This is a genomic window from Chitinophaga polysaccharea (assembly GCF_007829335.1).
Classification (GTDB): Bacteria; Bacteroidota; Bacteroidia; order Chitinophagales; family Chitinophagaceae; genus Chitinophaga; species Chitinophaga polysaccharea_B.
On record NZ_VIWO01000002.1, the window covers coordinates 471,553 to 491,342 of the forward strand.

The 19,790-nt window shown below is 47.2% G+C and carries 16 protein-coding genes and 1 riboswitch; of the genes, 10 read left to right on the forward strand and 6 right to left on the reverse strand.

Features of this window, described 5'->3' with window-relative positions; translation table 11 throughout:
- Positions 1 to 143 precede the first annotated feature (143 nt).
- The gene (locus FHW36_RS09820) at positions 144 to 2,336 is read left to right on the forward strand and encodes a bifunctional alpha,alpha-trehalose-phosphate synthase (UDP-forming)/trehalose-phosphatase (RefSeq protein ID WP_145666356.1); all 2,193 of its coding nucleotides are present in this window, start codon (positions 144 to 146) and stop codon (positions 2,334 to 2,336) included.
- 53 nt (positions 2,337 to 2,389) lie between these two features.
- On the opposite strand, the gene FHW36_RS09825 is transcribed toward FHW36_RS09820, so the two are convergent.
- Entirely contained in the window at positions 2,390 to 4,171 is a 1,782-nt protein-coding gene (locus tag FHW36_RS09825) for a glycoside hydrolase family 15 protein (RefSeq protein WP_145666359.1), read from the reverse strand.
- Between the two features lie 168 nt (positions 4,172 to 4,339).
- On the opposite strand from FHW36_RS09825, the gene glk reads away from it, so the two are divergent.
- The 4 genes from glk to FHW36_RS31040 all read left to right on the forward strand — a co-directional run bounded on the left by glk (position 4,340) and on the right by FHW36_RS31040 (position 7,520).
- Positions 4,340 to 5,395: a glucokinase gene (gene glk / locus FHW36_RS09830; protein WP_145666362.1), complete on the forward strand. Its 1,056-nt coding sequence runs from the start codon at positions 4,340 to 4,342 to the stop codon at positions 5,393 to 5,395.
- A gap of 14 nt (positions 5,396 to 5,409) precedes the next feature.
- A riboswitch (Fluoride riboswitch) is annotated at positions 5,410 to 5,481 on the forward strand.
- A 42-nt stretch (positions 5,482 to 5,523) separates the two neighbouring features.
- Positions 5,524 to 6,813: a voltage-gated chloride channel family protein gene (locus FHW36_RS09835; protein ID WP_145666365.1), complete on the forward strand. Its 1,290-nt coding sequence runs from the start codon at positions 5,524 to 5,526 to the stop codon at positions 6,811 to 6,813.
- A gap of 50 nt (positions 6,814 to 6,863) precedes the next feature.
- Positions 6,864 to 7,313: a VOC family protein gene (locus FHW36_RS09840; RefSeq protein WP_145666368.1), complete on the forward strand. Its 450-nt coding sequence runs from the start codon at positions 6,864 to 6,866 to the stop codon at positions 7,311 to 7,313.
- Between the two features lie 72 nt (positions 7,314 to 7,385).
- Positions 7,386 to 7,520, forward strand: a complete 135-nt coding sequence (locus tag FHW36_RS31040; protein WP_145667822.1) for a Rid family hydrolase — start codon at positions 7,386 to 7,388, stop codon at positions 7,518 to 7,520.
- 562 nt (positions 7,521 to 8,082) lie between these two features.
- On the opposite strand, the gene FHW36_RS09850 is transcribed toward FHW36_RS31040, so the two are convergent.
- The 4 genes from FHW36_RS09850 to FHW36_RS09865 form a co-directional block, all read right to left on the reverse strand.
- On the reverse strand, positions 8,083 to 10,143 hold the full coding sequence (locus tag FHW36_RS09850; RefSeq protein WP_145666371.1) for a rhomboid family intramembrane serine protease: 2,061 nt from the start codon (positions 10,141 to 10,143) through the stop codon (positions 8,083 to 8,085).
- 91 nt (positions 10,144 to 10,234) lie between these two features.
- Positions 10,235 to 11,830 (reverse strand): MFS transporter, encoded by a 1,596-nt coding sequence (locus tag FHW36_RS09855; protein ID WP_145666374.1) that lies wholly within the window; start codon positions 11,828 to 11,830, stop codon positions 10,235 to 10,237.
- A gap of 2 nt (positions 11,831 to 11,832) precedes the next feature.
- Positions 11,833 to 12,906: an HlyD family secretion protein gene (locus FHW36_RS09860; protein ID WP_145666377.1), complete on the reverse strand. Its 1,074-nt coding sequence runs from the start codon at positions 12,904 to 12,906 to the stop codon at positions 11,833 to 11,835.
- A 3-nt stretch (positions 12,907 to 12,909) separates the two neighbouring features.
- Positions 12,910 to 14,244 (reverse strand): TolC family protein, encoded by a 1,335-nt coding sequence (locus tag FHW36_RS09865; RefSeq protein ID WP_145666380.1) that lies wholly within the window; start codon positions 14,242 to 14,244, stop codon positions 12,910 to 12,912.
- Between the two features lie 86 nt (positions 14,245 to 14,330).
- Between FHW36_RS09865 and FHW36_RS09870 the strand changes: the two genes are divergently transcribed.
- From FHW36_RS09870 to FHW36_RS09890, 5 genes are all read left to right on the forward strand, one after another.
- On the forward strand, positions 14,331 to 15,122 hold the full coding sequence (locus FHW36_RS09870; protein ID WP_145666383.1) for a helix-turn-helix domain-containing protein: 792 nt from the start codon (positions 14,331 to 14,333) through the stop codon (positions 15,120 to 15,122).
- A gap of 93 nt (positions 15,123 to 15,215) precedes the next feature.
- A complete protein-coding gene (locus tag FHW36_RS09875; protein ID WP_145666386.1) occupies positions 15,216 to 16,754 on the forward strand; it encodes a S10 family peptidase in 1,539 nt (512 codons plus the stop codon).
- Between the two features lie 36 nt (positions 16,755 to 16,790).
- On the forward strand, positions 16,791 to 17,309 hold the full coding sequence (locus tag FHW36_RS09880; RefSeq protein ID WP_145666389.1) for an FUSC family protein: 519 nt from the start codon (positions 16,791 to 16,793) through the stop codon (positions 17,307 to 17,309).
- A 56-nt stretch (positions 17,310 to 17,365) separates the two neighbouring features.
- On the forward strand, positions 17,366 to 18,199 hold the full coding sequence (locus FHW36_RS09885; protein ID WP_222429037.1) for a phosphatase PAP2 family protein: 834 nt from the start codon (positions 17,366 to 17,368) through the stop codon (positions 18,197 to 18,199).
- A 434-nt stretch (positions 18,200 to 18,633) separates the two neighbouring features.
- On the forward strand, positions 18,634 to 19,155 hold the full coding sequence (locus FHW36_RS09890) for a hypothetical protein (RefSeq protein ID WP_145666392.1): 522 nt from the start codon (positions 18,634 to 18,636) through the stop codon (positions 19,153 to 19,155).
- Here the strand turns inward: FHW36_RS09890 and FHW36_RS09895 are convergent.
- Positions 19,147 to 19,788, reverse strand: coding sequence for a phosphatase PAP2 family protein (locus FHW36_RS09895; protein WP_145666395.1), 642 nt, complete (start codon positions 19,786 to 19,788; stop codon positions 19,147 to 19,149). The genes FHW36_RS09890 and FHW36_RS09895 overlap by 9 nt on opposite strands.
- Between the last annotated feature and the right edge of the window lie 2 nt (positions 19,789 to 19,790).

Consider the following 19,790-nt stretch of genomic DNA (forward strand, 5'->3'; position numbering starts at 1 on the left):
TAAATCCTGTTGTCCAACTTCCGCCTTGTAGCAGCATTGCATTAATGTATATATGTAAATTCCGCTCTTTTGGGTTCATTTTTTGTTGTGTTGACGGCTATTCCTATTGAATGTAATTAGATAATAGATTATATAAACTGACTATGCGAAAGACCATTATTGTATCGAACAGACTGCCGGTAAAGATTTCAGAAGCCAACGGTGACTATACGTTAACTCCCAGTGAAGGTGGCCTGGCCACCGGCCTGGGCTCTATCTACAGGGAGGGGAATAACATATGGGTAGGCTGGCCGGGACAGGAGATTACAGACCAGAAAGAGCAGGAGAAAGTAACAAAGCAATTGAGAAAGATGAACCTGGTGCCGGTATACCTGACACAGGATGAAATCAACAATTTTTACGAAGGGTTTTCTAATGAAACACTGTGGCCAGTTTTCCACTATATGTCTGTTTATGCCCACTATGAACAACACTATTGGGATGCCTATTTCCAGGTCAATAAAAAATTCAGGGATATTATTTTGAAGATAGCTGAACCGGGTGACATTATCTGGATACATGACTACCAATTGCTGTTATTACCCGGAATGATCCGGGCAGAGCTACCAGAAATCTCCATTGGTTTTTTTCAACATATTCCTTTTCCATCTTTCGAGTTATTCCGCCTCATTCCCTGGAGGGCCGAAATCCTGGAAGGGATGCTGGGGGCCGACCTCATGGGCTTTCATACATTTGATGATACCCGCCATTTCCTGGATGCCGTCGGCCGTATCCTTCCAGTGAATACCTCGGCCAACATTGTTTCCTACAATGACAGGGCCATTGTGGTGGAAACGTTTCCTATGGGCATCGACTTTGACAAGTACGCAACGCTGGGCAATTATCCCGAAGTACAGGAGCAGATCAGGGACCTGGAGCAGAACTTTGATAAAAACCAGTTGATCCTGTCGATCGATCGTCTCGATTACAGTAAAGGAATCCTGCAACGGCTCCAGGCTTTTGAATTATTACTGCAATTACATCCTGAATACATTGGGAGTGCGGTGCTGTATATGATTGTGGTGCCTTCCCGTGATACAGTGCCACAGTACAAGGAATTGAGGGATGAAATAGATAAGTATGTAGGTAATATCAATGCGCGTTTCAGGACACTGACCTGGCATCCGGTGCAATACTTTTATCGTGCTTTCCCGCTGGAAACGTTATCTGCCTTGTATAATTTCGCCGGCATTTGCCTGGTAACGCCCATGCGCGACGGGATGAATCTTGTCAGCAAAGAGTATGTGGCCAGTCGCAATAACAACGACGGCGTATTGATCCTGAGCGAGATGGCCGGCGCATCTAAAGAACTAATTGACGCTATCATCGTTAATCCGAATAATATCGGCGCTATTACCCGCGCTATTGTAGACGCGCTCGACATGCCGCTGGCAGAACAGCAGCGCCGCATGAAACAGATGCGGACAGTGGTGGCCAAGTTTAATGTACACCACTGGGTAAAGCTGTTTATGACGCGGTTGCAGGAAGTAAATGAAATGCAGCAAAATATGCTGGCCCGCCGGGTCAACCAGGAAACTGCTGTATCCATCCGGCATCAATATTTCCAGGCAAAGAAACGTATCATCTTCCTTGATTACGACGGCACGCTGGTAGGCTTCCAGCCTAATATAGACATGGCTTCTCCCGACCAGGACCTGTACCAGCTGCTAAAAGAGCTGGCCGCTATACCGGGTAATGACCTGGTAATGATCAGTGGCCGGAACCACGAAACGCTGGGAGAGTGGTTTGGTCATCTGAAGCTGGATCTCATTGCAGAACATGGCGCCTGGCAGAAAACAAGGACAGGGGAGTGGTACCAGCTACCGGGGCTGACAGACGAATGGAAGAAGGAGTTGTTGCCCATTATGGAGCTGGCCACCGACCGTACCCCCGGTTCTTTTATTGAAGAAAAGAGTTACTCGCTGGTATGGCATTACCGTAAAGTAGAGTCGGGGCTGGGTGAATTAAGGGCAAATGAACTGATGACTACCTTGCGCTACTATACCGCGGAAAAAGGCTTGCAGGTATTGCCCGGCGACAAGGTAATTGAAGTGAAAAATATAGAGATCAATAAAGGGAAAGCCGCCCTGAGTTGGCTTAATCATAAGAAGTATGATTTTATTATGGCTATGGGAGATGATGTAACTGATGAGGATATCTTTAAGGCGGTTCCTGCCACGGCCATTACAGTAAAGGTGGGCAGCCAGGTGTCGGCGGCGCAGTACTATTTAAGAAGTTATCATGAAGTAAGGCATTTGCTTAGAACCCTGAGAAACCGGGAAGGGCAGGGGGCGTAAGCTATAAAAAAATGAGAAGCAGAAAGGACAAGCTTTCTGCTTCTCATTTTATATTATATAAAAATGGGTACATCCAGTTTCATGGCAATGCGGTAAGCAGCATTCATCAAACCCACATGGCTATACGCTTGTGGGAAATTGCCCCATTGGCTGCCGGTTTCTGCTTCCACATCTTCACTGAAAAGGAGCAGGTGATTGGAATACTGCAGCAGTCTTTCAAATTCCCGTTGGGCATCATCCAGCCGGCCTACGCAGGCCAGCGCTTCTACATACCAGAACGCACATACGAGAAAAGTGGTTTTCGGTTTACCGAAATCATCGGAGTGGAGGTAGCGGAAAAAGAGTCCTTCTGGTGTTTTCAACTCCCGTTCCAATGCTGCGAGATGGTCCCTGGCCCGCTCAGAGGCAGGATCCAGGTAATTCATCATTATCAATTGCAGGGTGCTGGCATCCAGGTATTTACTGCCGGCGGCGTTGGTATATACTTTTCTTACAGGGTCGTAACAGCTTTCTATATGGGAGGCCGCACGTTCTTTCAGCGCAGTAGCCCGTTGCAACAGGGCCTCGTTACCAATGGTGCGGGCCATTTTCTCCGCAGCGGAGCAGCCGGCCCATTGGAACAGGTTCGTATAGCAATGCACGTTAGCCATGTTCCTGAATTCCCAGATACCTGCATCTTTTTCATCGATGGTTTTCTCTATTTTCTTCAGCAGTAATTCTATCCACCGGTCAGAGTCTTTCCGCTCTGAGAAAATAAAGCGGTGATCGGTATACAGGGGTAGCATGGAAATCAGCACCTGTCCGTAAATATCATTCTGGATATGCTCATAAGCCTGGTTGCCAATGCGTACCGGTTTATTATTCATATATCCGTCCAGGTGGGGGAGTATGGTTTCCACCAGCTCTTTTTGCCCTGTAATGCCATACAGTGGCTGATAGCGGAAATCCCCGGAGAACGAGATATCTGTGATATACCCGAAGTAGCGTTCCATTTCCTCAAAATGGCCTATATGGTTGAGCGCGGTGATAATATAATAGGTGTCCCGCAGCCAGCAATAGCGGTAGTCCCAATTACGGCCACTGTCGGGAAATTCCGGCAAGCTGGTAGTGCTGGCAGCAATGATAGCGCCGGTATCTTCAAACTGGTGAATTTTCAGGGCCAGGGCCGAACGGATCACATAAGGCTGGAAGTAATGGGCAATGGACGAGTGCTTGATCCAGGTTCTCCAGTAGGTAATGGTTTCCCGGAGAAATCTTTCTCCCGTACTGACCAACGGCGCTTCCAGCGGATGTCCGTAGGTAAGGATGAGATAACGGGTATCGTTGAGCACAAAAAACTCCTCTTCAAAAAGATAACTCACCGCAATGTTGGTGGTGAGTCTTATGTTTTCATCACAGCCCGCAAATTCAATATGGCTGCTGCCCCTCATGCGTTTGAGCTTATAGGCGCCATAGTCGCATACCGGTTCACATTTTACCCGGATACGGGGCGATCCCTCCAGGGGCTCAATTTTGCGCACCAGCATCAACGGTTTAAAAAACCGCTCAAATTGCATAAACCGGGGGGCGAAGTCTGTAATCCGGTAACTGCCTTCCGCGGTAGTAATCTCAGTACACAGGATATTGGTGTTTTCCATGTAATACTGGTGGGAGGAGTAGTCGGCGGCTGGAAGAATAGAAAATTCACCGCCATTTTTTTTATCCAGCAATCCGCCGAAAATAAAGGAACTATCCATGCGGGGCCAACAAAGCCAATCGATGTTTGTATTCTTATTTATATGCGCCAGGAATGCGCAATTGCCAATAAGTCCCGTCTGATAGGTATGTCTTTCCATAATCCCTTGATTTGTTTTGATTTACATTTTTCCCTGAAATTTGTTCATCCGGAACAAAAGCTGTTCCAATAATGGCTGCGCTTCCGCCGGATGCCGTTTATTAACAAAACATATTCATGTGGTAGTTTTCATGGAAACGCTTATTTTTAAGTATAAAGTTCCACAGCGATGCAAACAATGAAAAAGCAGCACTACCTTCCCCGGTTTATGATGCCGGTATCTGATAGCGGTGTTAAGACTTACCTGCTGGCCGGTGACCTCGGCGGCACCAAAACCAACCTGGCACTGTTTAGCAGTGTAGATGGCGAGTTGGATCTGATTCGTGAGCAACGGTATGTTTCCCGCGACTACGCCAGCTTTTCAGATATCATCCAGCATTTTATCGGGGAGAGCCGGGATACGCCGCCGCAGCGTATATGCATTGGCGTGGCGGGTCCTGTGGTAAAAGGGAAAGTGGAACTCACTAATTTATCGAGGGAATTGAGCGAGGACGAAATACGGCAAACAACCGGTATCAACGCCGTAGCGCTGATCAACGACCTGGAAGCTACCGCCTACGGCCTGGCTACATTGTCGCCCCAGCAGCTGACCACCCTGCACCGGGGCGCTGCAGAGCATACCGGTAATATTGCGATTATTGCGCCAGGCACTGGTTTGGGAATGGCTGGGATGTATTGGGATGGGAAATACCATCACCCGTTTCCTACGGAAGGGGGACATACCGACTTTGCGCCGCGTACGGACCTTGATATCTTGTTGCTGCGTTATCTGCAGGAGAAATATGATATCGTGAGCTGGGAAAGACTGGTGAGCGGACCAGGTATATATGACATTTACCAGTTTCTGAGAGATATAAAAGGCATGGACGAACCGGTGGAACTGCGGGCTGCGATGAATGCCGGTGACCCGTCGGCCGCCATCAGCAAGGGTGCTATTGAACAGAAGATCCCGGTTTGTGTAAAAACCATGGAGCTTTTCGTGCGTTACCTGGCCAGAGAATCCTGTAACCTGGTATTAAAAATGAAGGCTACCGGTGGTTTGTTCCTGGGTGGTGGTATTCCTCCAAAGATTGCGGTGCTGCTGGAAACGGGTGAGTTTTATCATCATTACATGCAGGGCGACCGGATGGCAGAGCTCTTGGCCAGTGTGCCCATTCACATTGTGAACAATGATAAGTCTGCCTTGTGGGGCGCTGCATTTTATGCTGGATTATTTAAAGATTAAAGTTATTTTTGAGAGATAAAACAGGAAATGGTGTCTTCCTGACCAGAACCGTCAGCCCAGGGCTGTCTGATGGCGCCTACAAATATTAATGGCATGGTATGCCATTTCTCACTGCTATTTGTAGGGATATGAAACAATCTAAGTTTTCTTCTTTTGAACAAGGGAGAGTAGCATACCAGCTACTCCGCTGGACTGTATTGGTAATACCGGTGTCGCTGATCGTGGGATCACTGGTGGCTTTATTCTTATGGTTACTGGAAACGGTAACGCATATCCGCTGGGAACATGAATGGTTGCTATGGGGCCTGCCAATAGCCGGTGTTTTTATTTATTGGTTGTACCGGTTGGGCGGCAAGCAGGCCGACAAGGGCAACAACCTGATCATGGAGGAAATTCACCAGCCCGGCGGCGGAGTTCCCGCGCGCATGGCGCCCCTGGTGTTGGCTACCACCATCCTCACTCATTTGTTTGGTGGTTCAGCCGGACGGGAAGGTACCGCCGTGCAGATTGGCGGCAGTATGGCTGGCTGGATCGGAAAACAACTACGGCTGCCGGCAGCAGACCTGCGTATTTTACTGATGACGGGAATCGCGGCAGGTTTTGGTGCAGTATTCGGAACGCCACTCACCGGGGCGGTATTTGCCCTGGAAGTACTGGCTATCGGGGTAATGCGCTACGATGCGCTGGTACCTTGTCTGATAGCGGCGGTTTTTGCCGATGTGGTGTGCAGCGCCTGGGGCATTCATCATACCCATTACCATATCAATTATATTGATCACCCATTGGTGGACAGCCTGCCATTTATCCACCTGGATATATGGTTGCTGGCAAAAGTAATTGTTTGCGGTGTAGCATTTGGATTGAGCAGTTTCCTGTTTTCCACGCTGATGCACAATATCAAGCATAACGCACAGGCCTATATTAAAATACCCTGGCTCATCCCGGTGGTAGGTGGTATCGTTATTTTGTTGTTGAGTTATATCGCCGGAACCACCGATTACCTGGGATTAGGTGTAAGTAGTAAATCGCCCAACGGCATTAGCATACTGGCAGCCTTTGAAACCAATAGCAGTGTAAATGACTGGAGTTGGCTCTGGAAGCTGGTCTTCACAGCCATTACGCTGGGAATGGGCTTCAAAGGGGGAGAGGTAACTCCCCTGTTTTTTATAGGCGCTACTTTAGGTCATACGCTGGCTTTACTGCTGGGCGCCCCTGTAGACCTCTTTGCCGGACTCGGATTTATTGCAGTTTTCGCTGGTGCAACGAATACGCCCATTGCCTGCACTTTGATGGGCGTTGAATTATTTGGCACCACACATGTGCTATATTTTGCCGTGGCCTGCTTTACTGCGTATTATTTCAGCGGGCATTCCGGCATATATGGCGCTCAGAAGCTGGAAGTAAGGAAATGGCGCTAACAATTTTGTTAGCACATTTTTATGTGAACACCACCGTTTACATTTGCCACATGACAACGATAACAGGCATCCATCATGTGGCCATACAGGCAAAAGACTACCAGGCCACCATAAAATTTTACGAGGCGCTTGGGCTGAAACGCTTTCATAGCTGGGCGCTGCCTGAATTTAATATTGAATACGCTGCTTTGCTGAATATCCGGGGCACGACTTCTTACGTTGAAATATTCGATAAAGACGCCAACGTGGCTACACAGGGTCGCCGACCCATAGGGGGCGAAGCGCCTGTCAGCGGTGCGTTGCTGCACCTCGCATTCACAGTGAGTAATGCTGCTCAGGCGTATGAAGATGCCCTGACGTTAGGCGCCACCAGCTGTATCCCGCCTGCTGTACTGCATTTAGGCGAGCCTACGCTGAATATTCGTAATGCGCTTGTATATGGCCTGGATGGCGAAGTGATTGAATTCATTGAGCCGCACGCATTAACTGTTATGCCATAAACAGTCATTTCTGTACTTGTAATGATATACCTCATTGTGGTTACTTTACGGGTATAAAACAGTACAGCTCATCTGGCCAATGATTTTCGTACACAGGTAAAACAAGCGTTTGAGAACCTGGCGATCGCCCTGGCATCGCAACAGTTAACGCTCCAGGATGTCGTAAAACAAACCACACTGGTAGTAGATCATGATATGGAGAATTGAAGATATTGTCGGAGGAAACGCTGATAATCTGGCCCAATAAAAAAATTCCGATCAACACATTAATTCCGGTGCCCAGGTTAGCCCTGGATGGTATGTTGATTGAAATCGACATGCTGGTTGTAAAGGCCCAGTAAAATATTCGCAGTAATTTTTCGCGCCGGTGGAGGATATCCATCGGCGTTTTTATTTGGCGCAAAATTCTATGGGCCCAGGAATCGGATAGATGTTGGAACTCAGTCCAAAATGAATGCACTGACAGTGGAATATACGGCACTGAGTACAGGCATTGTATTTTTATTTAATTCTCAGCGCATTCATTTTTAGTAAAATAAATCAAAGTCGCCCCGTGAGGTTAATAACGGTCAATAAATTTTAATGGTTGAAAATTATTCATATAATTTATATTATGTTAAATATAAAAATTCACTTCAAGCATTAATATAACATAACTATCTCCTATGCTTAACCGCCGCTTAAAACGGCATAAGCATTCCAACTTCCTACGGCTGTTGCAAGAAGCTGCTGCTATAAATAAGATGATTCTTTTCTGCTGAATGAAATATTATGAGCTGAGTAGCTCTCCTGTAGCGGCATCCAGTACAAATGGCCGCCAACCGCCCGGCGGATCCCACTCTCCGTCCGCTTTGATATGTTTGCCCTCGAATGAATTAATAATTACGCCGTCGATAGCCAGGTTATCGTTGTGCCAACGTACCCGTCCCTGCTTGTCGATACAATAAATGCCTGTGGAGTCTGTAACGAAGAAATGACCATTATCCTCGCGGCACTGGCCAAAATAGCCATTCAACTCCAGGCGCAAGAGATTTGACTGCTGTTTCAGATCATACAGGTAAAAAAAATCTTCATGACCTATTACCAACAGCTGACCCGCCAAAAATGCCTGCCAACCGTACTGGCCAACGTGAAATTGAGACCTGATCTCGTAAACGCTTTTAATACCAGTATCAGCATCCTCGTATACCACATATACAAAATTGGCTAATGCCCTGGTATCTTCGCCTGAAATCAGTATGGGTGCGTAATCCGCAGGCAATACGTTCGAAAAATAAAACCCCGGTCTGCATGATGCCAGATCTAGTTGCTTTTTTATTAAATAAGGAGATATAAGCCCTAACAGGAAGCCACTTACTAAACCACCGATATGCGCGGCATTGTCCACCGCACCGGTCAGCCCGATTAACAAGTTAATGCCTACAAACGACAGCATGGAAAATGAAAGCGTTTTTCGTGTAAGCGTATCCGTTGGAAATTTCCTTGCGAGCAAAAGTGCTGCCAGAACGCCTGCCAGCCCAAATATAGCCCCCGAAGCCCCTACGCCTATTGCATCTGGCCGCCAATAAACGCTGACTGTACTGGCAATAATGCCCGTCAATAAGTACAGAAACAAAAAATAATAACTTCCTACCACTTCTTCCAGCAATACACCTACCAGCATCAGTCCAACCATATTGGAAAACAGGTGCATCGCCCCTCCATGCAAGAAAATACAGGTCAGTAACCGCCACCATTCCCCATGTAACGTCAATGGACCAAAATTAGCTCTCCAGGGTAACAAATCTGTTGCATGAAACGATATAACGCCGATTCCGGCAAATATCATAGCCACCCAAACCAGTACATTGATGCAGCCTAATAAAGGTGTCATAAAAAAGCCTCTACGGGGCCGTAAAACAAGCCACAACTCTTGCCAAAGGTCGTCCGAGGCTTTCTTCACTGGCTCTTTTAGCCCTGGAATCAATACCATTATACACCACAACGAGATAACGACTATCAGTGCAATTAAAAGCGCTTGAAGCAAAGCATTATCTTTCTGCGAAAAAGGTGTTTTCTTAGGCAACAGTAAAACAGGTGCGGCAGCGTTGCTATATTTACTACTCTTCTTTATTGCCTTTCGAAGCCCGTCTCTATCATCGTTGTTTTCGGCGCGTTTCAGGAAAGAAAATTGTGTAACATCCAGGGAATCAAAAGCCGCCTCACTGTCAGCTAAAAATTGTTTGTAAGCCGCCCGCTTCTTTTCATCGTTAAGGCGGTTACTGATACTTTTGGTATATACAATGCCGTACCACGCCTGACAAGTGTTTCCCAACGTATCGCCGGCCTGCGCATAAATAGGTAACGCCACATAAATCATCATCCCGAAATTCTCGTTATTCTTTCCTCCTATTTCAACACCATAGTCAATTCCCGCCTGGTGTTTATCAATATAAAAATGGTCCAGTTGATAATACCTGGACAGCGGTTGTTTAATTTCATTAATACTATTGAGCTTTGTAAGCTTGCCCGTCGCTGATACCATGTAATATTGGGCAATGACCAATGGAGTGATGATAAATATCCAGGCAACTATTTGATAGAGGAAATATCCGGTGTCTCTTTTGTTATCGAGGTTTAACTGCTTTATCCGGGGACGCAGATACACAATAACCGCCACTCCCGCTAATACCATAGGTATAAATAACTGGTGGATGTCATCCCTGATCATTGAAACATCCCAATACACAAAGATTAACCAGTTCAGGAAGGTATAACCAACTAATAGGGAGACAATAATTAGTATAAAAGGGAGAAACGCAATCTTAAACTTAGTCAACAACTTTTTCATGATATAGATCCTGCTTCCTGTAAAGATACAAGATCTATTCTTTCCGGCTATTCCTGCCACACGAGCATGATAAGAATAGCATGCGTTTAACCTATACCGTGGCTGCCGCCGGTTGTTTTGCTCTTACGTTAATGGTGGTGCGACTGATATACGGTGTTATCACAATTAAGAGCATCAATACCATTATCAGGATGGCGATCAGCTCATAGTAGTCCATCGCATATTTCAGGAAGGCTTGTTTTTGGATGGCTCTATCCAATAAACCCGGCGCCAGCCGCGCTGCCTGATCGGCCATTAGTCCCCGGGACTGTAGCGCTGCCCGGTAAGTTTGTAAGCGTTCTGCCAAACCATTGTCAACCCCGGATACGCCGTCGCTGAGCCGCATGGCGTGCGTCCTGCTAAAATAAAGCGAGAAATAATTGATTAACGCCGTGCTCAATCCAAAGAAAGTAAAACGGATAAACACGCCTGCGGTGGAAGCAGATACACTAATGGCTTCCGGCACCGACGAAATGATAAACAATACGATCGGTGTGAGCAACATCCCGGCGCCCATCCCCTGTAACATCAACGGCAATATAAAGGTCGCCTCGTCTACCTCAGACGTAAACAGGAAGTACATGGCACTGTGAAATACCAATAACAGGAAGAAGCCTACCAGCCAGATGAATTGTAAGGGACGCTTTTTTATCACCAGTCTCGCTGCAATAATAGCCCCTATCACAATCCCCACCAGGTTATAGCTCAACAGCTCATACGTATGCAGGGGATCCATGCCCAATACATTGGAGAAGTAGCTGGTAGTAATATTAAATGCGCCCCGGATCAGGTACAGGCCGCCCAATAAGGTAATTCCAAATATAAACGATCTGGATTTGAATACCCCCATATCAATGAAGGGACGCTTGCGGTGCAGTTGCCTGATCACAAACGTAATCGTCAGCAATACAATACCAATAACGCTTCCAACAATCCTGGGGTCCTGTAGCCAGTAATATTGTTGCCCGTAAATCAATATATACCCCAACAAAATAAGCATAGGCGCATACAGAAAGAAGCTGGTCCAGTCGAGCTGGTAAAGGGGTACCCGACGCACAAGATGCACCCTGTTCATCAACAGCAATAACAAGGTAGCTCCTGGTACAAATGTGTAAATGACCATTTTATACAACACATTGTATTCAAAATCATCTACCAGCGGGGCGGTGATCAGTGAAGTTAAAGAACCCGAACAAAGGATCATCCCATAAAAAATGGCGTAACCGGTTTCACGGGCATGCTCCGACTTCAGCCTGCTGAATAATAATGTTAAACAAATGCTGGTAACGCCGCAGTTAAGAATCCCCTGTAAAAAACGACAGATAAAAAGCACCGCCACTTCCCTGGTATGATAGCACCAGTAGGTAACAATTACCTGCAACACCAAACAAATCAGGAAATATTCCTTGGTAGCGATGCGGCTGAAAAAGCGTTTTTCCAACGGGGTAAAAGCCACCAGGGCGGCATAATACAAGAGCATGGAAAATTGGATATCCTGTGGCTCGGCGCCATAAAACCCCGTAGCTGCATTCACGTTAGCCGTCGATAACGCAAACAACATCACCGTTGGAAACAGCACCAGGAAAATAGTCAACCGGATAAGCCATTCAGGCACCCACGAACGAAATATCTGTTTACTTTGCCCCATGGTTATTGACGTTCTTTTGCAACAGACACATTTACATTCATCCCTGCCGACAGCTGCTTCAGCTCTTCCGGCGTACCGTTGAGGCGTATACGTACCGGGATGCGCTGGGCTATTTTCACGAAGTTACCGGTGGCATTGTCTGGTGGCAGCAGCGAAAACCGGCTACCAGTGGCAGCGGACAGTGATTCTATCTTTCCCGTGAGTTTTTTTCCCGGGAAAGCATCCACGACTATCCTGGCGGTTTCGCCGATATTCATATGGCGGATCTGTGTTTCCTTGAAATTGGCCACTACCCATTTGCCTGCTTCCCAGTCTACAATATAAGCCAGCACCTGCCCCGCCTGCACCAGCTGCCTGGGTTGTATGGTGCGGCGACCCATTTTACCGTTATAGGGCGCTGTGATAATGGTGTAGGATACGTTAAGATCATTTTTTGTTACTACGGCCTCTCTCCTCTTTATTTCAGCATTCAGGGCGCTCTGCTGTACTTTGGCGTCATTGATCTTGGCCAGGGAAGCCTGGTAAGCATCCCGCGCGGTTTTGTAATCCGAACGGGCCACTGCCAGTGCAGTCTCTACTTTCTCCAGCTGTTGTTTGGTGGCAGATTCTACATCATATAATTTTTTATAACGATCGTATTCCTGTTCCTGGTTTACCAGTTTTGCCTTAGCCGCCGCTATCTGCGATTCATATACCCTGGCTGTCTGCGCCGAGGTAGTAACATTGCTTTCCAGTACGGTTACCTGCGCCCGGGCGTTGAGCAACGAGGCTTCCGCTTCCTGTTGTTGTGCGGCATACTCGCTGTTATCTATGATAATCAACGTATCACCTTTTTTTACTTCCTGGTTTTCTTCATAGCGGATCTCTTCTATATAACCGGTTACCTTGGCTACAACAGGGTTAATGTACTCGTCGATCTGTGCATCGTTGGTTTCTTCAAACTTCCAGTGCTGCAACAGGGTGTTTATCCCCCAAATACCCAGGCATACTACCACGATCGCAGCGATCATAGTGGTAATACGGGAAATGAGTCTGTCCGTTTTGTTGGTAGTGGTGTTGGTGTTCGTCTTGTTCATATATTAAAGGTTGCCTGTCGCTTTCAATAATTGATAGTATTGTAATTGTGCGGTTACTTCAGCCGTGGTCAGGTCAAAGCGGGACTGCAGCAGTTGCGTTTCTGCGTCCAGCAGATCTGTTAGCAGTGACAGCTGGTTGAAATAGGTATTATTGACAATCCGGAAATTCTCTCTTGCCTGTGTAATATTGTCGTTAGCTACCTGGATACGTGTCAACGCTTCCGTGTAGCGTAGGTAGGCGGCTTGTACCTCCTGGCGCACCTGGTCTTTGGTATCGGCATGTTCTATTTCCTGGCGCTCCAGGTTGATCTTTGCTTCCTGCTTTTTATGTTTATTCTGATAGAAAGCGGAGATGGGAACCGCTGCTTTCACTCCTGCTTGTCCCAATCCATATAACGCGATGGAGTAAGGATAAAAAAGTATCTGGGGATAAGTGTAGGCGTATTCCGCGTACAATCCTACTTTAGGGAGTATATTACTTTTCACCTCCTTCAGTTTCAATTCACTCAATATGGTTTCCTTCTCTGAAATCTTAAAGGCGAATGAGTGCTCATAAGCATCAGCGAGATAGTCTTCATAGCTGCGTACCGGCGCCTGCGGCACTACCAGCGTATCGAGGGATAGCTGGTTATAGCTGCTGTCTGGCTGACCTATCATGATATTAAGCCGCTGATTAGCAATCTGTATCCCGTTCCGTATTTCGAGCAGGGTCATTCTTTGTTTGGATAGCATCAACTCAGCCCGCAGTACATCGCTTTTTAATACCACCCCATGCTGGTGCAGGTGACGGATTTCCTCCAGTTGCTTTTCTCGTTCGGCGATATCCTGCAACAATACTTTTTCGTACCTCCGTCCCCGGTAGATATCCAGGTAGACCGCTGCTGCTTTATAATGTATTTCTGTAACTGTAAGATTTTTCTGTTCGGTGGCTAGTTCCGCCTCGGTTTGCCTGGCACTGATTTCCCGGGATGTTTTTCCTCCGTTATATACATTCAGATAGGCATCTGCCCCAAACTGGTAATAGGCATGTACAACGGGATACTGCGTGGGGGAATGTAATAATCCGTCCTGGTAGATAGCGAGATTGGATACGCGGGCATATAAGCCACTGGCTTTCACTTCTGGTAAACGCTCGTCCCTGGCTGATTTGGTACGTTCGTCCATACGCTGTACATGGAGATACTGCATTTGCAATTGCCGGTTGTAAGCATCTGCCCTTTTCCATACATCCGTTAACGTTAGGGTGTTCTTGTCGGGGACCTGACTAAGGGCTGTCTGTGTGGTGAAAAGTGCGATCAACACCCCTCCTGCCAGCCACTTATTAGTAATTATAGACATATTTATAGTGATGAAGATGCAAAGTTCCCACCCGATTAGTTAATTTATTTTCTATAAATTGCCATAAAATTGTTAGATCCGGCCAAATGAGTGATTTTGATCCACAACTGATATTGAACGCTGTTGATGCCATCCCGGGATCAGCTTATGTATGGCATTGGAAAACGGAACATCACTTTTCCTCCCATAAGCATAACAAAGGACAGCTCACCTATGTTGAAGGAGGCGCCGCCTTTTTATATACAAAAGATAAAACCTACTTTCTGCCCGCCCGGCACTATATGTGGGTGCCTGCAGGTGTAGAACATTATTTTCAACACCGGTACCCGGCGAATTTTGTGCGTACGATTTATTTTTTCAGTGAGCTGGAAGACCAGGACGATCCTTTTTATACCAAGACAGGTATTTACCCTGTCAGCAACCTGCTGCTGGAAATGATCCTGCATACCGCCCAATGGGACGGAGATATATTGCCGGGCGACAAGCGCTTTACTTTTATTAAGGCCATCAAGGACATGTTACCTGCAATCAGCGCTGTACCCCTGCCTATTACTTTGCCCACCACCGATAATCCCCGGTTACAGCCTGTACTCAGGTATATACAGGAAAACCTTGCCGAGCCGCTTACCCTGGAATCGGTGGGACATACATTCAACTATAGTGAACGTACATTGACAAGACTTTTCCGTGCCACTATGGACATCTCTTTCTTTCAATACCTGAAGCTGGCCAGGATGATCAAGGCCATGGGATACCTGTTGGAAACAGAGAAAACCATCAATGAAATAGCCTGGGATACCGGGTACAACAGCGTTTCTGCGTTCAGCAATACTTTCTTTAAGCTGGTGGGCAGAAGACCCAGTGATTTTCAGCAGTAAGCGGGCAACCGGCTCCACTCATCCCAAAGTATTTGAATTTATGCGGCTTTTGCATAATCTTTAAATCCAATCAAGATCCGATACATGAATATCATGAGCAAGCAACTGATGCTATCGTTATTGCTGTCAGGCACTTTGGGACTGTCGCAGCTACAGGCACAACAAAAAAACACGAAGCCGCCGGCACCTTCTAAAGAAAATGCACCGCAGTACGGAACTGTTATCCTCAACCCGGATACCACGGTCATCACCTACCACGATGTTACCGTAAAAGGCCAGAAGATCCCGTATAAAGCGATTGCCGGCACACAGCCGGTATGGGACCAGGATGGGAAAGTATTGGCCGGGCTCTTTTATACCTATTATGAAAGAACAGATGTCAAAGACCGCGCAAACCGCCCCCTGGTTATTTCCTTTAACGGTGGTCCGGGTACACCTTCTGTATGGATGCAGATTGCCTACACCGGCCCCCGGTTGTTGAACATCGACGATGAAGGCTATCCCGTACAACCATACGGCATACACGAAAATCCGGAGTCTATCCTCGATATGGCGGACATCATTTATATAGACCCAGCCAACACTGGTTTTTCGAGAGTCACCGGCAAAGATGTGCCCCGTGAAAAGTTCTTTGGCGTAAATGCCGATATCCGCTATCTGGCCGAATGGATCAATACTTTTGTCTCCCGCCAAAACAGGTGGGCATCTCCCAAATACCTGATCGGCGAAAGCTACGGCACCACCCGGGTTTCGGGACTGGCGCTGGAATTGCAAAATGCGCAATGGATGTACCTGAACGGTGTAATCCTGGTGTCGCCTACGGAATTGGGTATATCGCGCAACGGTCCGGTGGATGCCGCCCTGCGTCTACCCTATTTTGCCGCCACCGCCTGGTACCACAAGGCATTGTCGCCCGATTTGCAGCAAAAAGACCTTTCCGCCGTTCTCCCGGAAGTCGAAAATTTTACCATCCATGAGCTGATACCTGCTATCAGCCAGGGAGGCTTCCTCGACGATCAGCAACGCAAGACTATCGCCGCCAAAATGGCCCGCTACGCTGGTCTGTCAGAGAAAGTGATATTACAACACAACCTCAATGTACCGCCTAATTTCTTCTGGAAAGAACTGCTGCGGGACAAAGGCTATACCGTGGGGCGCCTGGATTCCCGCTACCTTGGTATGGACCGGGAAGATGCAGGAAGCGGCCCGGATTATAACGCGGAACTTACCTCCTGGTTACATGCGTTTACACCGGCCATCAATATTTACCTGCGGCAGGAACTGGATTTTAAAACGGATCTGAAATACCTGATGTTTGGTCCCGTACATCCATGGGATAGTAACAATGATAATACCGGGGAGAACCTGCGCCAGGCCATGGCAGCCAATCCCTACCTGCATGTTATGATCCAGTCGGGCTATTACGATGGCGCCTGCGACTATTTCAATGCCAAATACAGCATGTGGCAAATGGATCCGGGCGGTCGCCTGAAAGACAGGCTCTCCTGGCATGGCTATCGCAGCGGACATATGATGTACCTGCGTAAAGACGACCTGGCCACCGGCAATAACGATATCCGTGCTTTTATTAAAGCATCGATGCCCAAAGCCGGGCAGCCAGCGAAGTATTAAGGGGTGCTGAAAGCATAAAATTACTATCATTGCAGCATGCTGGACAAACAACGAATAAGAAGGATCCTGACGTATGCAGCGAAATGCGTAACCGGTGTACTTTTGGTATTGGGGCTATCCTGGCTGACGGGATATGAAGATGTCATCTGGGTATTAATTTCTGTGATGCTGGTGTTGTCTCCAGACGGTTCAGACGCAGTAACATTGGCGGTTACACGTATAAAGGCGAATGTAGTAGGCGCTATTTCAGGATTTCTGCTGATACTGGTACATCCCAACATGCTGCTAATGATGTGTGCGGCGGTATTTATCACCGTGGTGATCTGTAACTTGCTGAAACTGGAAGCAGCTACCCGGACCGCATTGGCGGCCACTATTATCGTCATGACGCACGAAGCCGGCACCCATGCCTGGGATACGGCGGTGGCCAGGGTGCTATCGGTGCTCGCCGGTTGTTTGTTAGGCTTAGTGATCACTTTCCTTTTCCATAATAAGTATACCCGCCAAACGGCCGAAATAATGCTCCCCCGACCCCCGGATCGTGGCGGGGAATAGGCAAGTACAGATTTCCTCCAGAATTGACTGCTATTTTTGAACGATTAAGGAGAGATATGAAGAAAATGATATTTTCAGCGGGACTGGCTTTAGGCGCCTTTACCTTCTCTGATAAAGCAATTGCCCAGGAGATTGATTCCCTTCCTTCCCAGTTTGATTCAACACATATTGTAACGGCTGTTCCCTCGCCCCGCCAATTGGGCTGGAGGCCCCCTGAACGTTTTCATAGCACAGTGGCAGGTATTGCCGTACCAGCAGTGATGCTGGGATACGGCTTTATTGCACTTAACAATCCTACCTTACGGGATGTGAATACCAGCACCAAGGCAGAAGTAAAAGAAGATCATCCTACCTTCCGCACCCAAATTGATAATTACCTGCAATATTCGCCTGTGGCAGCAGTGTACGCGCTGAATGCCCTGGGCATACATGGTAAGCACAACTTCCGTGACCGTACCATCATCCTCGGGCTGGCGGCCGTGTTTACAGCCGGTACTACCGAGGGGATCAAGCACTGGACACATGAAGAACGCCCCGATGGTTCCGATTTTCTCTCTTTTCCCTCAGGACACACGGCTACCGCCTTTGCTTCAGCAGAATTTCTCCGACAGGAGTATAAAGATGTATCCCCCTGGTACGGTATCGCCGGATACGCCGCGGCAGCTGCCACCGGCGCATTACGGGTATACAACAATAAGCACTGGGTAAGCGATGTAGTAGCTGGAGCAGGTTTGGGTATTTTAAGCACCAAAGCAGCCTACTGGGTATATCCCTGGATACAGCAAAAGCTGTTTAAGGATAAACGGGAACACGCCGATAAAGTGGTAATGCCTTATTACAATCCCCAGTTTCATAGCGCAGGACTTAGCTTTATCTTCTTCCCCCGCTAACGACCATACATGATAAATATATCCCATACAGGGAAAATGCCACTCGCTTAAAAGGCTGCTATTGATACCCTGAACATTGTATTAAAGAAAATTAGAAAGTATTAAAAGTGGAGTATATGGGGGTTAACCTCTAAAGCTGACCTGGTTACAAACACCTGTTTTTGGCTATGTGGCAAAGTTGCAGGATTCTGTCGATAAATTTTGTGATTTAATTGTTAACACGCGAAAAAATATCCATTTTGTAGCAACCCTATGAGAAACCGTATCAGGTATAAATCTGTTTTCTGTTAACATTGGATTTACAGTTGTACAATTGAATCCGGCTATTTTAGCGTTGTCAAATTGAACATTTAAATATCACCATCCCCTGTTGTAGCTAACGAAGCAAATCTTACTCGCATGTTTCTTTATACTACCCTCAAAACCTGTTAATCATGTACGTTCCGGTCATTATTTTTTCCTTTTTCACCTTATGGTATATTCATTTCAGAACCTGTAGTTTCCGGCAGGCCCGCATTAAAGAAAAACGGTTAAAGCCTGTTCCCGGGGAAGACGCGATATGTGCTGTACGCATTGTAGGCATCTCCAATAGCGTATTCAGTGTTTCCAAATATCTCCGCAGCGTTAAAAACCTCTCAGATAAGCGATTTATGACGGTGGCGGTGGACCAGGTAATTACTACCGCGATGGGTACCACGCGACAGGCCCGCCTGATCGAAAACCTTGCGCCCGGGGAAGAGCGCCGGCTTGGACACAGCGATCATGTCCGGGAAGGGAAATATCAGATCTATATCGGCTATGAAATACTATGGGCAAGATATATACCCACACCGGCAGATTTTAACGGAAAGTCGAAAACAGCGCCTGCTCCTGCCAGATTATACAATGATCTGCTTCACCAGCACCAGCACTCCCTGATACAGGCTATGGAAGCCAGGAAGGATCTTTTATCGTGATAACTGTTCTTCCTTTCCACCGAAGATACTTAGCCAGACCATCGTGAAAAAGACGCCTATAATAGCGCCTGCTGTTACATCCTCCAGGAAATGCTGACTCATATACATGCGGGAATATCCCACCAGCATGGCCAGCACCAGGTATAACAAAGACCAGTATCTGTTATGGGCATAGTAGGCTAATACAGTAGCCGCTGTAAAAGCACAGATGGTATGACCGGAAGGGAAACTCCTGAAGTTGTCGAGTACCTGTACGCCAGGCACAAAATAGATATCGTGCAAACGATGTTCGAAATAACGGTGCGGACGGGGAAACCCGATCCATATTTTTAATACGCCGCCAATAGCAGCCGTAAAAAGATAAGCAGAACCAAGTACCATACCGATGCGCCTGTGGAATACTAACAACGCTGCGCTGAGCAGGATGGCTGCTACCGTACTGCCCAATTCCGTAATATACGGGAATACCAGGTCCCCTGCCGGGGTATGTAAATGATTGATAAAAAAGTAAGCGGTAGTTCTGCTCACCGTCAGGCGGGCCAGCAGTATTCCCAGCAGCACGGTTATCAGTGGCCATAAAAAAAGCGCTAGCCGTTGGGTAACCTGCTTAAAGCGCTCCAGAAAAACACGCATGA

What these genes read in the sequence shown, in the direction of transcription:
- FHW36_RS09820 (WP_145666356.1), top strand. Translation starts at nt 144, where the DNA reads ATGCGAAAGACCATTATTGTATCGAACAGACTGCCGGTAAAGATTTCA.
- FHW36_RS09825 (WP_145666359.1), bottom strand. Translation starts at nt 4,171, where the DNA reads ATGGAAAGACATACCTATCAGACGGGACTTATTGGCAATTGCGCATTC.
- glk (WP_145666362.1), top strand. Translation starts at nt 4,340, where the DNA reads ATGCAAACAATGAAAAAGCAGCACTACCTTCCCCGGTTTATGATGCCG.
- FHW36_RS09835 (WP_145666365.1), top strand. Translation starts at nt 5,524, where the DNA reads ATGAAACAATCTAAGTTTTCTTCTTTTGAACAAGGGAGAGTAGCATAC.
- FHW36_RS09840 (WP_145666368.1), top strand. Translation starts at nt 6,864, where the DNA reads ATGACAACGATAACAGGCATCCATCATGTGGCCATACAGGCAAAAGAC.
- FHW36_RS09850 (WP_145666371.1), bottom strand. Translation starts at nt 10,143, where the DNA reads ATGAAAAAGTTGTTGACTAAGTTTAAGATTGCGTTTCTCCCTTTTATA.
- FHW36_RS09855 (WP_145666374.1), bottom strand. Translation starts at nt 11,830, where the DNA reads ATGGGGCAAAGTAAACAGATATTTCGTTCGTGGGTGCCTGAATGGCTT.
- FHW36_RS09860 (WP_145666377.1), bottom strand. Translation starts at nt 12,906, where the DNA reads ATGAACAAGACGAACACCAACACCACTACCAACAAAACGGACAGACTC.
- FHW36_RS09865 (WP_145666380.1), bottom strand. Translation starts at nt 14,244, where the DNA reads ATGTCTATAATTACTAATAAGTGGCTGGCAGGAGGGGTGTTGATCGCA.
- FHW36_RS09870 (WP_145666383.1), top strand. Translation starts at nt 14,331, where the DNA reads ATGAGTGATTTTGATCCACAACTGATATTGAACGCTGTTGATGCCATC.
- FHW36_RS09875 (WP_145666386.1), top strand. Translation starts at nt 15,216, where the DNA reads ATGAGCAAGCAACTGATGCTATCGTTATTGCTGTCAGGCACTTTGGGA.
- FHW36_RS09880 (WP_145666389.1), top strand. Translation starts at nt 16,791, where the DNA reads ATGCTGGACAAACAACGAATAAGAAGGATCCTGACGTATGCAGCGAAA.
- FHW36_RS09885 (WP_222429037.1), top strand. Translation starts at nt 17,366, where the DNA reads ATGAAGAAAATGATATTTTCAGCGGGACTGGCTTTAGGCGCCTTTACC.
- FHW36_RS09890 (WP_145666392.1), top strand. Translation starts at nt 18,634, where the DNA reads ATGTACGTTCCGGTCATTATTTTTTCCTTTTTCACCTTATGGTATATT.
- FHW36_RS09895 (WP_145666395.1), bottom strand. Translation starts at nt 19,788, where the DNA reads ATGCGTGTTTTTCTGGAGCGCTTTAAGCAGGTTACCCAACGGCTAGCG.